Origin of the sequence: Actinomadura spongiicola, from assembly GCF_003432485.1 — a bacterium.
GTDB classification, from domain to species: Bacteria; Actinomycetota; Actinomycetes; order Streptosporangiales; family Streptosporangiaceae; genus Spirillospora; species Spirillospora spongiicola.
Genome location: NZ_QVNQ01000020.1, coordinates 1 through 12,669, shown reverse-complemented (window position 1 = coordinate 12,669; position 12,669 = coordinate 1). Strand labels below are relative to the sequence as shown.

Genomic DNA, 12,669 nt, shown 5'->3' with positions numbered 1-12,669 from the left:
CTGCTCGTGGAATTCTGCCGGGCGTGACTTGAATCAGCGGCGTGCGCCCGGTAGGCGCTGTTGTGGTGGTCGGTCGGTCCATCCGGCGGTCAGCTTCACCGTGAGGTGCTGCGCGGCGCCCACGGGAAGTCACTGTTCGTGTCGCCCGGCCGGACGATGACGGCGCGGGTGGCCATCACGAAGTCGCTGGACGGGCTGAGCAGGATCTGCCAGTCGATGGTGCCGAGCGAGGCGGTGTGCTCGCGCATGGCGATTCCGACCGCGGAGCGCCCGAGTGGATCCCGGACCGTGCCCAGGCTGCGGACGCCTGGCAAACCGGCCAGCATTCGGTAGAGCGCGCCGCGTACCGCCGGGGACGAGACCAGTGCCGAGGAGTCGAGCAGCTTGGCGGCCTCGCGGAACAACCAGGCATTGGGGTGCGCAGGCAGGCCGCCGTGGTCGCGGATCCAGGTCAGCATCGCCATCCGGAGCTTGGCCGGGTCCGGGGGCAGCAGGCGGGTGGGGTCCCCCTCTAAGGTGCCGTCTCCGGCCAGTTCAGGGCCCTCGGCCGGCACGGGGACGGCGATCCCGGCCTCGGGATTCTCATCCGGCCCAGGCGAGCCGTCCTTACCTTGAAGGCCGAGGCCGAACACCCGGCCATGTACGCGGCCGTGCGATGGTCCAATCCCTGGGACGGTCCGCGTCAGTCCTCGCCGAAGCCGCGGAAATTACCGGACTCGTCTGTCGCGTCGGCGTAATCGGCGAAGTCCAGGTTCGCGATGCACAGGTTGGCGGAGATCTCGCCGTACCAGCGGGGAGGTAGGCGGAAGGTACGACTGGCCTCCCCGAACAGGTCGACGGCGAGTAGGGGGCGTTGGTCCTCGGTCATGGTGGTCGCGTCGGCAAGGAACAGGTAAGTCGACGTGTTCGAGTCGGCGATGTCCACTAGTTCTTGAACGGTCACCCTGGCGTACGCCGGGTCGTTGACGTAGGTCGCACTATCGCTATCAGAGGCTTCGATCGCTGCTTTGAGCGCATTCCAGGCCATGTCATCGGTGAAGTCGGTGCGCACGACCAAGGACGTCAGGTCGCCGGGTTTTGGAAGGGGAGTCATGCTCCAACTCTTCCTCACTCGTCTCAACCTCTCAACGCGGTGTGCATCGGGTCAGCGCCTTCCGATCTCGGATTACAGATGCGCGTCTGAGGGGGGCGCTGGGTCACGGTTTCCGCTTTGCCGGAGCGCCGTGCACTTGAACCGGGACGTCGATAATGGGCGACATCGGGACGGCGATCTAACCGCTGGTGCCTCCCAGTATTGAGCGGTCGCGGCCGGGGGGCGTTCCCCCGCCGGGCGAGGCGGGCCGGGTGCGGATCAGCCTGACCATGCAGATCAGGACGACGCAGCCGGCGAGCAGGAGGCTGTGGTGCGCCTCTCTTAGTGTCACGACCTCGCCCGTGCGCAGGTCCTCCAAGGCGGTGCCGGTGAGCATCACGGCGCCGAACGTGACCACGGGCAGCACCCCCCACACCAGGCGTGGACGGAGCGCGGCGGTGAGGAAGCCGACGCCGAAAGCCAGGTTGAACGCGCCGACCTCCCTGAGGTCGTGGGTGAGGCCGCCCTCGTGGAGCAGTCGCATGGGCACCACCACCATCAGGCATCCGACCACGATCTGGCAGGCCGCGATCGTGGCCAGCAGAACTTGCAGCACCCGGAGTGGTCGCCTCGACCGCGGGCGCCGCTCGTTCAGGTTGAGCATGATCCGGTCGGTCAGGTCGGGGGCGGGGGACGGCGGTGTCGCGCGCAGTTCGCGATTGAGGTCGACGACCCTGTTCAGCCAGTCGCCGCAGGCCGTGCACCCGTTCACGTGCGTGAGGAGTTCGTAGGTGCCGACGCCTGGGTCCTGGTCGTCGATCGACGCGGAAATGGCCTCACGTGCTCGTTGGCAACGCATGCCGCCTCATCTCCTCCCTCCCGGTGGTCATCGGCGCGCCGTACCGTAGCTCCGGCGAACGTATCCTCATATTTCCCAGCATCCCGCCTGTCAAAGTAGCCCCATGGACAAGCTCACCCGTCTCGCCCTCGCAGCTAGAAACGGTGACGAACCGAAGATACGGGAGTTCATCGAGGCCTCCGCTCCGGAGGTCTGGCGGCTGTGCGCTGCGCTGGCCGACGTGGACAGCGCCGACGACCTCACGCAGGAGACCTATGCCCGGGCCTGCGTGGCGTTGCCGCGCTTTCGGGGCGAGGCCAGCGCGCGGACCTGGTTGTTGTCCATCGCCAGGCGGGTCGTGGCCGACACGATCAGGAAGCGGGCGCGCACGCGTCGTCTGGAGGCGACGCTCCAGGCCCACTCGGCCCGCGCGGAGTCGGTGGCGTCCTCGACGGGGGAGGTCGAGATCCGCCTGCTGATCGCGGCGTTGCCGCAGGAGCGGCGGGAGGCGTTCGTGCTCACGCAGTTGCACGGTCTGTCCTACGAGGAGGCGGCGGACGTGTGCGGCTGCCCGATCGGGACGATCAGATCGCGGGTGGCCAGGGCGCGCGAGAACCTGTTGGAGTGGCTGTCGGACGAGGCCCGGAGCGTGCCGTGAGGATGTCGTCCCGCTAGGGGAGGCGCGGCGGGGCGATTGGCGCGGACGTTCGAGTGTGGCGGTCGTAACAGTCGGGAACTCCGGCTCGGCCGGGGTCGACTACCTCTTCGATCTGGCACAGCCGACCCCCGAGGAACACGCGCATGGACATACGCCCCCGCCCGCGCCGCAGGCCGAGCCGGGTCCCCGCCGTACTGATCGCGCTTCTGATCACGGGATGCAGCGGGGACCCGGTCGAGAACCCGCTCCAATCCACCACGGTGCGCATCGCGGTGCCGGAGACGGCCATGGGCCTGAAGCCCGACGGGTTCTGGCACTACTCCCTGGCCAGCTACGGCGTCGCCGAGCATCTGCTGCGCGCACGTCCGGACGGGACGATCGAGCCGTGGCTCGCGGCCTCCTTCACGCGGACACGACCGAACGTGTGGCGCCTGAAGTTGCGCGAGGGCGTCTCCTTCCACAGCGGCAGGACCGTCGACGCCCGGGCCGTGGTGGCGGCCCTGAAGAAGCGGGCCACGCAGGGCTACGGCGCCGACTCGATCTCCAAGGCGAAGATCGAGGCGACCGGGCCGTTGGAGGTCACGCTGACCTCGCCGAAGCCGACCGCCGCCGTCCCGCGCGATCTGGCGTCGTCCGTGCGCTACTACATGATCTACGACGTGGCCGCCGCCGAGCGGGCGGGCGACGACGAGAAGAAGCTGCTCGCGGCCGGTGTCTACACCGGCCCTTACAGGCCCACCGCCGTCGATCGCCAGTCTCTGCGGGCCGACGCGTTCCCCCGCTATTGGGGGAGGAAGCCCGCGCTCACCAGCGTCCAGGTGCTGGCCATGCCCGACAGTTCCGCCCGGTTGTCCGCGGTGCGCAGCGGTGAGGCCGACATCGCGATCACACCGCCCACCGAGATCGCCAGGACGGGGCGGAAGGGCGGGCCGTTCCCCTACCGGCGGGCGCCCATCGCCAACCGGGGCGCCTTCGCCCAGTTCAACCTGACGCGGGCGCCTTTCGACGATGCAGCGGTGCGGCAGGCGTTCACCCTGGGTGTCGACTACGCCCGGCTGCCCTCCGTGGTCGCGGGAGGCGGCATCTTCGAGCGGGCCGGTTCCGTGGTGCCGGGGTCGCTGCCGTTCGCCGCGCAGGTCCAGCGCACCGACCCGGCGCGGGCGGCCGCGCTGCTGGACGGGGCGGGCTGGCGGACGGGCGCGGGCGGTGTGCGGGTCAAGGACGGCAGGCCGCTGCGGGTGACATACCTGTTCCAGTCCGGTGACACCGAACTGGAGGCGTTCGGGATCGCGGTGCGCGAGCAGTTGCGGCCCCTCGGCTTCGACGTGGCCATGAAGCGCATCGAAGACTCCTACGACTCCAAGTCCTGGCCTAAGGACTGGTCGATCGCGGCGCTGTTCGTCCTGCTGGACGGCCCGAACGTGGTGGACTCCATGGCCAACTGGCTGGGCGGCGGCGGTGGCGCCAACTTCGGCGGGGTCAAGGACACCGAACTCGACACCCTGATCGGACGTTTGCAGGCCACCACGCTCGACCAGGCGCGCGCCGACCTGAGCAAGGTGCAGGCGCTGGTCGCCGAGCGTGCGTACGCGACGGTGCTGGGCTTCAAGGCGGTCGACGCCGTGGTCGCCAAGCCCTGGGCGAACTTCTCCCCCGACCCGGATTTCATCTTCGTCGATCCGGCGCTCGCACCGCGCCGGTGATGCTCTCCCTGGCGCGGCGAGCCGGGCAAGCCCTCGCCACGGCACTCCTGGCGAGCCTGGTGGTGTGGGCGCTGTTGCCGTTCGCTCCCGGCGACCCCGCCGCACGCTACCTGGAGGCGCGGCATGTCACGGCGCCGACGGCGGAGCAGCTCGCGCAGGCCCGTGCCGACCTGGGCCTGGACCGGTCGCCGCCCGAGCAGTACGCGCGCTGGCTGGGCGGCGTGGTCCGCGGCGACCTCGGGGAGTCCGCGCGGTCGGGCGTCCCCGTGACGCGGGTCATCACCGAGCGGGTCCCGGCGACGTTGCGGCTGACGGTGGCCACGGTCCTGCTGGCGCTGGTGGTCTCGGTGCCGCTGGCGCTGGCGGGCGCCGCGTTCCCCGGGCGCTGGCCGGACGCGGTGGGCCGCGCCGTCGCGCTGCTGGGGGCCGCGTCGCCGTCGTTCGTGGTCGGGCTGCTGCTGATCGAGTTCGTGGTCGTGCGCTGGGGCGTGGGGAGTGTGGTCAGCACGGGTGGCTGGTCGCAGGTGTGGTTCCCCGCCCTCGCGCTCGCCCTGTATCCGATCGCCCGCTGGTCGCGGCTGCTGCGCGCCGGACTGCTGGAGGCGCTGCGATCCGACCACGTCACGGTCGCCACGGCACGGGGCGCGTCCCGCGCCCGCGTGCTGCTGGTGCACGCCCTGCCCAACGCCGCGGTTCCGAGTATCACCGTCCTGGCCATGACGATCGGCTTCCTGCTGGGCGGAGTGGCGATCGTGGAGAACGTCTTCTCCTGGCCGGGGCTCGGACGCGAGATCGTGCTGGCCGTCACCGCCAGGGACCTGCCCGTCGTGCAGGGGTTCGCGCTGGTGATGGCCGTGGTCTGGGTGGCGGTCAGCCTGCTGGCCGATGTGGTGACCGCCCTGGTCGACCCCAGGTTGCGGACCGGGAGCCGCGGATGACCTCGATCCTGACCGGGCGCGGTCTGACCTCGACCGAGCCGACGGCGCCGCCCGCGCGTGGCGTGCTCTCCCGGCTGCTGCGCCGCCGCGACGCCCGCGCCGGGCTGGTCATCCTGACGCTGGTGGTGGTGGCCGTCGTGGCCGGGCCCTGGTTCGCGCCGCACGAGCCGGACGCCGCGGAGTTCGGACGCGTGCTCAGCGGACCGAGCGCGTCCCACTGGCTCGGCACCGACCAGTTCGGTCGCGACCAGCTCGCCCGGCTGCTCGACGGCGGTCGCCGGTCGCTGGAGGCGACCGCGCTGGTACTGGCGATCAGTGTGGCCGCCGGGCTGGTCGTGGGCACGGTGGCGGGGGTCGCCGGCGGTCTGGTCGACGTCGTGGCGATGCGGGCCGTGGACCTGGCGCTCGCCGTCCCCGGCGTGGTGCTGACGCTGGCGCTGCTCGGGGCGCTCGGGCCCGGCTTCGGCAATCTGGTGATCGCGCTGGCGGCCACCACCTGGCCGCCGTACGCGCGGCTGGCGCGCGGCCACGTGCGGGCCGGGCGTGATCGTCCGGACGTGGTCACCGCCCGGTTGGCCGGGGCGAGCCGGCCCCGCGCCGCGGCGGCGCACCTGCTGCCGGGCGCCGCCGCCCACGTGCTGGTGGTGGCCGCGCTGGACGTCGGGCAGACGATCATGGCGATCACCGGGCTGTCGTTCCTCGGCCTCGGCGCGCAGCCGCCGCACGCCGAGTGGGGCGTCATGCTGGCGGACTCCCGGCTCTACCTGACGGAAGCGTCCTGGCTGCTGCTCGCCCCGTCGGCGGCGATCGTCGTGGTGATCCTGGCCGCGGTCCTGCTGGGCGAGGCCGCGGCCGAGGCGTCCGATCCGAGGAGGGTCCGGTGAGCGGTGCGGCGCTGCGCGTCTCGGAGCTGGAGGTGCGCTACCCGGGTGGCGGCCACGCCGTCCGCGGGTTGGACCTGGTCGTCGCGCCCGGCGAGACGTTCGCGCTGGCGGGCGAGTCGGGGTGCGGGAAGACGACGCTGGCGCGGGCGGTGCTCGGCCTGCTGCCGCCGGGCGCGCGGTGCTCGGGTTCGATCCGGGTCGGCGGTGTGGAGGTCGTCGGCGCGTCGCGGCGGACGCTGCGGAGCATGCGCGGGATCGACGTGGGGTACGTGCCGCAGGACCCGGTCACCGCCTTCGACCCGCTGCGCCGGGTGGGCCACCACGTCGCGCAGGCCTGGCGGGCGCACCGCCGTACGCCGCCGCCGGGAGCGGTGGCCGGCCTGGTGGCGGAGATGGGCATTCCCGAAGCGGCGAGCCGGCTGCGCGAGCGGCCGCATCAGTGGAGCGGCGGCATGCTCCAGCGGGCGGCCATCGCCGCGGCCGTCGCCCACCGGCCCGGCCTGGTCGTGGCCGACGAGCCGACCAGCGCGCTCGACGCGGACCTCGCCGGGTCGGTGCTGGCCACGTTGCGCGCGGCCAGCCGGAGCCTGCTGCTGATCAGCCACGATCTGGCCCTGATCGCCGAGCACGCGGACCGGGTCGGGGTGCTGTACGGCGGTCGGCTGGTGGAGGTCGGCGACGCCGCGGAGGTGCTGGCCGCGCCCCGCCATCCCTACACGGCGGCGCTGGTCTCGTCCGTCCCGAAGCCGGGGGCCGGGCTGCCGAAGCCGCTGCCCGGAAGGCCGCCCGCGCCCGCCGAGGCCGTCGCCGGTTGCGCGTTCGTGACGCGCTGCGCCCTCGCGAAGGAGCGTTGCGCGGCCGAACCCCCGCCGACCCGCGATGGCGTCGCGTGCTGGGTGGTGGGCCATGGGTGAGCCGCCCGTCATCGAGGTCGTGGGCGTCAGCCGCCGGTACGCGGCCACGCCGGCGCTGCTCGAGACCGACCTCGCGGTGGGGCCGGGGGAGATCGTTGGCATCTCCGGGCCGTCCGGCTCGGGCAAGTCCACCCTGCTGCGCCTGCTCGCCGCGATCGAGCCGCCGGACACGGGCGAGGTCCTGCTCGGCGGTGCGCCCGCCTGGATCCGCAGGTACGGCAGGCGCCGTCGCCGTCCGCCCCGACCCGGTTACGTGATGCCGGTCTTCCAGAACCCGTTCAGCAGCCTGGACGTGCGCTGGCCGATCTGGCGCAGCCTCACCGAGCCGGTCGCGGTCACCAGGCGGGTGTCCCGTGCCGAGCGCCGCACCTTGGCCGGTGAGCGGCTGGAAGCCGTCGGGCTGGGCGGTCTTCCCTTGGACGCGATGCCGTCCGAGCTGTCGATCGGCCAGTGCCAGCGTGTGGCGATCGCCAGGGCGCTGGCCGCCGCGCCGGCCGCCGTCGTGGCCGACGAGCCGACGAGCGCGCTGGACGTGACGACCGTCGCGGGCATCCTGCCCCTGTTCCAACGGGTGGCGGCGGACGGCACCGCCCTCGTCCTGGTCAGCCACGACGAGAACATGTTGCGCGCGCTGTGCGACCGGGTGCACCCGATGGCGGCGGGACGACTCGGCGAGATGCTAGTATGCTAGCAAGCTATGAAACGGCAGCAGTTCAACGTCTATCTCCCGCCCGAGCTGATCAAGGCGGTCAAGCACGCCGCCATCGACCACGGCGTCACGCTGTCGGCGATGGTGGAGCAGGCCCTGCTCGACCACCTGGCCAAACTCCGGAAGACGGAGGACGAGGAATCATGATCGTGATGCCGGTGGTCTACGCCTCGGCCGTGGACCGGTCAGTGGGCTTCTACCAGGCGCTCGGTCTGACCGTGCGGGTCAGGGGACGCAGCGGGAACTGGGCCGAACTCGCCGCCTCCGGTGGGCTCGTCGCCCTGCACGCCGCCCGGCCGCGCGCCGACGGCGCGGAGACCGCGGAGCCCGACACCGCCGCGTCCGCCGGGGCCGTGGAGCTCTGCCTGGTCAGCGAGACGCCGCTGGACGATCTCGTCCAACGCATGGGGCGGGCGGGGATCGAACCCGTTCGCGGCATCTCCGACGAGGCGTTCGGGCGCTCGGTCGTCTTCGCCGACCCGGACGGGCTCCTGATCCAGATCAACGAACACGACGAGGAGCTGTACACCTGACGCCGGCGCCCGCCGCGCCAGAGACGGAGACCGACAATGATGGTGCATCGCCGCCTGCTGACCCTGGCAGGCGACATCCGCTTCCCGCTGGCGCTCAACATCGTCCTGGGGCTGGCCGTCGCCGCGGCCTACATCACCCAGGGTCTGCTCGTGGCCCAGATACTCGCCCGCCTGCTCGACGGGCGGGGCCTCGAATCCACCACCTGGCTCCTGGTGTGGCTGGCCGTGGTGGTGGCGGCGAGGCTGGTGCTCCTGGTACTGGCCGAGGTCGCGGCACAACGCACGGCCCACGCCGTGAAGGAGCGCGTGCGCGGCAGGCTCTACGACAAGCTGCTGCACCTCGGACCCGGCTATCTCACGCTGAAACGCAGCGGGGACGTGCGCACGGTACTCGTCGACGGGGTCGAGGCCCTGGAGGCGTACTACAGCCGGTACCTGCCGACCGTGGCGCTGTGCCTGCTCGGTCCGTCCGGGATCCTGATCTACCTGGCCACCCGCGACCCGATCTCGGCGGCGATCATCGCGGTCTGCATCGTGCTGATCCTCGTCGGGCCGCGCCTGCTGGACAGGATGCTGGCCCAGAAGGGCGCGGAGAACTGGGAGGCGTACGGCAGGCTCAGCTCCGACTACCTCGACGTGATGCAGGGCATGACCACGCTCAAGGCCTTCAACGCCACGGCCCGTGAACGCCTGACCCTGTCGCGGCGAGCGGAGGAGTTGCGCGAGGCCACGATGCGCCAGCTGGGCGTCTCGCTGGTCGACAGCGCCGTGACCACGTTCGGTCTGCTGGCCGGGCCGGCGCTGGCGGTCGGTGTGGCGGCGATGCGGCTGGCCTCGGGCTCGGTCGACACGCTGACCCTGTTGCTCGTGCTGGTGCTCGCCCGCGAGTGCTTCCGCCCGCTGGGCGACCTGTCGAAGTACTGGCACGCCGGATATATCGGCATCTCGTCCAGTAAGCAGATCCACGACCTCCTGCGGGAGAAGCCGCTGGTGGAGGAGCCGGCGCGGCCGCGACCGCTGGGCGCTGCCCGCGTCACCTTCGACAACGTCACCTTCCGCTACCCGGGGCGCGAGCGACCGGCGGTGCGCGGCTTCACGCTGGACATCGAGCCGGGCGAGACCGTGGCCGTGGTCGGGCCGTCGGGCGCGGGCAAGTCGACGCTCGTCGCGCTGCTGTTGCGCTACTTCGACGTCACCGAGGGCGGCGTGCGCATCGGCGGCGTCAACGTGCGCGAGGCGGCGCTCACCGACCTGCGCGCGATGGTGGCCGTGGTCGCCCAGGACACCTACCTGTTCACCGGCACCGTCGCCGACAACATCCGGCTCGGCCGCCGGGACGCCGGCGACGAGGAGGTCGTCGAGGCGGCGAAGGCGGCCAACATCCACGACTTCGTCGCCGGCCTGCCCGACGGCTACGCCACCGCGGTGAGCGAGCGCGGGCTGACGCTGTCGGGCGGGCAGCGCCAGCGCGTCGCGATCGCCCGCGCCCTGCTGGCGGACGCGCCGATCCTGGTGCTCGACGAGGCCACCTCCAGCGTGGACGCGGCGGGAGAGGCCCTCATCCAGGACGCGCTGAGCCGTGTCACCGCCGGACGCACCACGCTCGTGGTCGCGCACCGGCTGTCCACCGTCCGCGCGGCCGACCGGATCGTGCTCATGCGCGACGGCGAGATCCGCGAGATCGGCGATCACCACGAGCTGATGGGACGCGATGGCGACTACGCGCGGCTCGTGGCCGCCCAGGAGGTGACGGCATGAGCGGCGCCCCGACCACCGACGCCGGCCCGCGCCGTCCCGTCCTGGCGCTTGTCCCCATGGTGTTCGGCCACCCGGTGCTCGCCGGGCTGACGTTGCTGTCCGGCCTGCTGGCGCACGGCCTGGGCATCGCGGCGGCCGCGACGACCGCCTGGATGGTCGGCGAGGCCGTCACCGGTCCCGGCCCGACCTCGCTGTCGACGATCTTCTGGATGCTGGTCCTGCTGGTCGTCGCCGCCGCGCTGGCCCGATGGTGGCAGATGTGGGTGGCGCACGACCTGGCCTACCGGCTGTTGGCGACCATGCGCATCCGGCTCTTCGACGGTCTGGAACGGCGCGCCCCCGGCTTCCTCCTCGGCCGCCGCACCGGCGACCTGGCGGGCACCGTCACGGCCGACGTGGAGACCACCGAATGGTTCTACGCGCACACGGTCATCGACTACGCCGTGGCCGCGCTGGTCGCGGTCGGCTCCACGGTCGTGCTGGCCTTCTTCCACCCGCTGCCGGCGGTGGTGGTCGGCGTGTTCCTGATCCTGCTGGCCACGGTGCCGGTGTGGCTGGCCGGGCAGGCCGACAGGCAGGGCAGGCGGTTGCGCGAGGAACTCGGCGTGCTGGGCGCCGAGGTCGTCGACGGTGTGCAGGGCATGCGGGAGCTGGTCACCTTCGGGCGCGGCGCCGACTACGCGCGGCGGCTGCGCGAACGCACGCGCACGCTCCAGGACCGGCAACTCGCCTACGGGCGCCGCTCCGGGATCGAGCAGGCCGTCACGGACGGCCTGGTCTCGGGCGGGTTCACGGCCGTGCTCGTCGTGACCGCCCTCCTGGTCGCCGCGGACGACCTGTCACCGGCGACGCTGCCCGCCGTGGTGATCCTGTCGGTGTCGGCGTTCGGCCCGGTCGTCGACGTCACCGGCACCGCCCGAGCGCTGGGGCAGATCCGTGCGGCGTCCCGCCGCGTCTTCACGGTGAGCAGGCAACGACCCGCCGTCAGCGACGCCGGCACCCGCGCGCCGGAGGAGCCGCTGACGGCCCATGTGAAGTTCGAGGACGTGCGGTTCTCCTACACCCCGGACGCCGCGCCCGCACTCGACGGCGCCACCTTCGAGGTGCGGCCCGGCGAGACCGTCGCCCTCGTCGGCCACTCGGGAGCCGGCAAGTCCACCTGCGCCAACCTGCTGCTGCGCTTCTGGGACACCCAGGGGGGCGCGGTGACGATCGGCGGCCGTGATCTGCGGAGCCTGCCGCAGCGGCACATCCGCGACCTCGTGACGATCGTCCCGCAGGACGTCTACCTGTTCAACCGGTCGGTGAAGGAGAACATCCGGCTCGGCCGTCCCGACGCCACCGACCGGGAGGTCGCCGAAGCGGCCGAGCGGGCGCGCGTTGCGGAGTTCGTCGGCGGCCTGCCCGACGGCTACGACACCGTCTGCGGCGAACGCGGCGCGCAACTGTCGGGCGGGCAGCGCCAGCGCGTCGCGATCGCCCGCGCGCTCCTCCGCGACCGCCCGATACTCATCCTCGACGAGGCGGTCTCCAACCTCGACGCGGAGAACGAGGAGGCGTTGCGGGCCGCGGTGCGGACCGCCAGGCAGGGCCGCACCACACTGCTGATCGCCCACCGCCTGTCCACGATCCGGTCGGCCGACCGGATCGTGGTGCTGGACAAGGGCAGGGTCGCGGAACAGGGAACCCACGACGAACTCGTGGCCGCGAACGGAGCCTACGCACGCCTCCTGGCCCGGCAGGTGGGCGTGACGGACGAGAACGACGCTAGCCCTCGTCGGTCTTGAGGGGACGGGCGCAGGTGCGGGCGATCGCGGCCAGGACGTGGTCGCGGGCGGTGTCGGCCGTGCACAGGTCGGTGAGGACGTAATAGGCCAGCCCTTCGGCTTCCTGACCTTCTACATGCAGAACGTCCTGCACCTGGACGCGCTGGAGACCGGGCTGGGGTTTCTGCCGCACACCGTGCTGACCTTGCTGGTCGGGCTCCGGGTCACGCCCCGGCTGATGCGGCACGTCGACAGCCGGGTGCTGGTCGTGGCCGGGGTGTGGGTCGCCGCGGCCGGGTTCGCCTGGCAGAGCCGGATCACCGTCGACGACACCTACTGGACCGGTGTGGCGGGGCCGGCGGTGCTGATGTCGGTCGGGGGTGCCCTGTTCAACACCCCGCTCACGGCCACCGTCACCTCCGGTGTTGACGCCGGGGACGCCGGGGCGGCCTCGGGGCTGATGAACACCGCCAAACAGGTCGGCGGCGCACTCGGCCTGGCGGCGCTGGTCGCCCTCACCACCGGCCCGGCCACCGGCGAGGCGGCGCTGGCCGCGCAGTACGGCCGGGCGTTCGCGTTGACCGCGGCCGTGCTGGCGGTGGTCGGTGTGCTGGCGGCATGGCTGCCGCGCCGCCGCGACGACACCCCGGGTCGGTGACCCGCCGTCCTTCACGGGCGGCAGTCCGGCAGGCCACAGCGACCTGCCCATAGGGCTGGGAGTTCTCTTTGCCGGACGGGACGTGCCCGGCGCTCAGCGAGCTCCGGCATAAGACGTCATCTCATTTGGCGAGTCGGCGGTGACAGATGAGGGTGGCGGCGATGCCGACGAAGGCCAGGAAGTGCTCGGGCTTGCGTTCGTAGCGGCGATGCAGGCGGCGGCAGCCGCTCAGCCACGA

At 72.2% G+C, this 12,669-nt stretch carries 15 protein-coding genes and 1 pseudogene; 11 read left to right on the top strand and 5 right to left on the bottom strand.

The window, feature by feature from the left end; translation table 11 throughout:
- Positions 1–95: 95 nt before the first annotated feature.
- The 3 genes from D0T12_RS34435 to D0T12_RS34425 form a co-directional block, all read right to left on the bottom strand.
- Positions 96–632, bottom strand: coding sequence for a hypothetical protein (locus D0T12_RS34435; protein ID WP_117405267.1), 537 nt, complete (start codon positions 630–632; stop codon positions 96–98).
- A gap of 50 nt (positions 633–682) precedes the next feature.
- Complete coding sequence (locus tag D0T12_RS34430; protein ID WP_117405266.1) at positions 683–1,093, bottom strand: DUF6924 domain-containing protein; 411 nt, start codon at positions 1,091–1,093, stop codon at positions 683–685.
- A 178-nt stretch (positions 1,094–1,271) separates the two neighbouring features.
- The gene (locus tag D0T12_RS34425; protein ID WP_117405265.1) at positions 1,272–1,931 is read right to left on the bottom strand and encodes a hypothetical protein; all 660 of its coding nucleotides are present in this window, start codon (positions 1,929–1,931) and stop codon (positions 1,272–1,274) included.
- 103 nt (positions 1,932–2,034) lie between these two features.
- Here D0T12_RS34425 and D0T12_RS34420 point away from each other — a divergent pair, with 103 nt between their 5' ends.
- From D0T12_RS34420 to cydC, 10 genes are all read left to right on the top strand, one after another.
- A complete protein-coding gene (locus tag D0T12_RS34420; protein WP_117405263.1) occupies positions 2,035–2,568 on the top strand; it encodes a sigma-70 family RNA polymerase sigma factor in 534 nt (177 codons plus the stop codon).
- A 143-nt stretch (positions 2,569–2,711) separates the two neighbouring features.
- Positions 2,712–4,271, top strand: a complete 1,560-nt coding sequence (locus D0T12_RS34415; protein ID WP_117405262.1) for an ABC transporter substrate-binding protein — start codon at positions 2,712–2,714, stop codon at positions 4,269–4,271.
- On the top strand, positions 4,271–5,209 hold the full coding sequence (locus D0T12_RS34410) for an ABC transporter permease (RefSeq protein ID WP_117405261.1): 939 nt from the start codon (positions 4,271–4,273) through the stop codon (positions 5,207–5,209). Before D0T12_RS34415 ends, D0T12_RS34410 begins: the two co-directional genes overlap by 1 nt.
- Positions 5,206–6,093 (top strand): ABC transporter permease, encoded by an 888-nt coding sequence (locus D0T12_RS34405; RefSeq protein ID WP_117405260.1) that lies wholly within the window; start codon positions 5,206–5,208, stop codon positions 6,091–6,093. The genes D0T12_RS34410 and D0T12_RS34405 overlap by 4 nt, the downstream gene beginning before the upstream one ends.
- The gene (locus tag D0T12_RS34400; RefSeq protein WP_158581737.1) at positions 6,090–7,007 is read left to right on the top strand and encodes an ABC transporter ATP-binding protein; all 918 of its coding nucleotides are present in this window, start codon (positions 6,090–6,092) and stop codon (positions 7,005–7,007) included. Before D0T12_RS34405 ends, D0T12_RS34400 begins: the two co-directional genes overlap by 4 nt.
- Entirely contained in the window at positions 7,000–7,698 is a 699-nt protein-coding gene (locus tag D0T12_RS34395) for an ATP-binding cassette domain-containing protein (RefSeq protein WP_158581736.1), read from the top strand. Before D0T12_RS34400 ends, D0T12_RS34395 begins: the two co-directional genes overlap by 8 nt.
- A gap of 6 nt (positions 7,699–7,704) precedes the next feature.
- A complete protein-coding gene (locus D0T12_RS34390; protein ID WP_117405257.1) occupies positions 7,705–7,863 on the top strand; it encodes a ribbon-helix-helix domain-containing protein in 159 nt (52 codons plus the stop codon).
- Positions 7,860–8,249 (top strand): VOC family protein, encoded by a 390-nt coding sequence (locus D0T12_RS34385; protein WP_117405256.1) that lies wholly within the window; start codon positions 7,860–7,862, stop codon positions 8,247–8,249. Before D0T12_RS34390 ends, D0T12_RS34385 begins: the two co-directional genes overlap by 4 nt.
- A 36-nt stretch (positions 8,250–8,285) precedes the next feature.
- Positions 8,286–10,007, top strand: coding sequence for a thiol reductant ABC exporter subunit CydD (cydD, locus tag D0T12_RS34380; RefSeq protein WP_117405254.1), 1,722 nt, complete (start codon positions 8,286–8,288; stop codon positions 10,005–10,007).
- Positions 10,004–11,794 (top strand): thiol reductant ABC exporter subunit CydC, encoded by a 1,791-nt coding sequence (gene cydC, locus D0T12_RS34375; RefSeq protein WP_117405252.1) that lies wholly within the window; start codon positions 10,004–10,006, stop codon positions 11,792–11,794. Before cydD ends, cydC begins: the two co-directional genes overlap by 4 nt.
- Here the strand turns inward: cydC and D0T12_RS35695 are convergent.
- On the bottom strand, positions 11,775–11,927 hold the full coding sequence (locus tag D0T12_RS35695) for a hypothetical protein (RefSeq protein ID WP_158581735.1): 153 nt from the start codon (positions 11,925–11,927) through the stop codon (positions 11,775–11,777). The genes cydC and D0T12_RS35695 overlap by 20 nt on opposite strands.
- On the opposite strand from D0T12_RS35695, the gene D0T12_RS34370 reads away from it, so the two are divergent.
- Positions 11,910–12,431, top strand: coding sequence for an MFS transporter (locus tag D0T12_RS34370; protein WP_117405282.1), 522 nt, complete (start codon positions 11,910–11,912; stop codon positions 12,429–12,431). The genes D0T12_RS35695 and D0T12_RS34370 overlap by 18 nt on opposite strands.
- Positions 12,432–12,552: 121 nt before the next feature.
- Here D0T12_RS34370 and D0T12_RS34365 read toward each other — a convergent pair.
- Positions 12,553–12,669 (bottom strand): annotated as a pseudogene (locus D0T12_RS34365) (IS5/IS1182 family transposase); the annotation flags it as partial.

Bases quoted from the DNA above. Each gene is read 5' to 3' on its own strand.
- D0T12_RS34430 (WP_117405266.1), bottom strand. From the start codon at position 1,093: ATGACTCCCCTTCCAAAACCCGGCGACCTGACGTCCTTGGTCGTGCGC.
- D0T12_RS34425 (WP_117405265.1), bottom strand. From the start codon at position 1,931: ATGCGTTGCCAACGAGCACGTGAGGCCATTTCCGCGTCGATCGACGAC.
- D0T12_RS34420 (WP_117405263.1), top strand. From the start codon at position 2,035: ATGGACAAGCTCACCCGTCTCGCCCTCGCAGCTAGAAACGGTGACGAA.
- D0T12_RS34415 (WP_117405262.1), top strand. From the start codon at position 2,712: ATGGACATACGCCCCCGCCCGCGCCGCAGGCCGAGCCGGGTCCCCGCC.
- D0T12_RS34410 (WP_117405261.1), top strand. From the start codon at position 4,271: ATGCTCTCCCTGGCGCGGCGAGCCGGGCAAGCCCTCGCCACGGCACTC.
- D0T12_RS34405 (WP_117405260.1), top strand. From the start codon at position 5,206: ATGACCTCGATCCTGACCGGGCGCGGTCTGACCTCGACCGAGCCGACG.
- D0T12_RS34395 (WP_158581736.1), top strand. From the start codon at position 7,000: ATGGGTGAGCCGCCCGTCATCGAGGTCGTGGGCGTCAGCCGCCGGTAC.
- D0T12_RS34390 (WP_117405257.1), top strand. From the start codon at position 7,705: ATGAAACGGCAGCAGTTCAACGTCTATCTCCCGCCCGAGCTGATCAAG.
- D0T12_RS34385 (WP_117405256.1), top strand. From the start codon at position 7,860: ATGATCGTGATGCCGGTGGTCTACGCCTCGGCCGTGGACCGGTCAGTG.
- cydD (WP_117405254.1), top strand. From the start codon at position 8,286: ATGATGGTGCATCGCCGCCTGCTGACCCTGGCAGGCGACATCCGCTTC.
- cydC (WP_117405252.1), top strand. From the start codon at position 10,004: ATGAGCGGCGCCCCGACCACCGACGCCGGCCCGCGCCGTCCCGTCCTG.
- D0T12_RS34370 (WP_117405282.1), top strand. From the start codon at position 11,910: ATGCAGAACGTCCTGCACCTGGACGCGCTGGAGACCGGGCTGGGGTTT.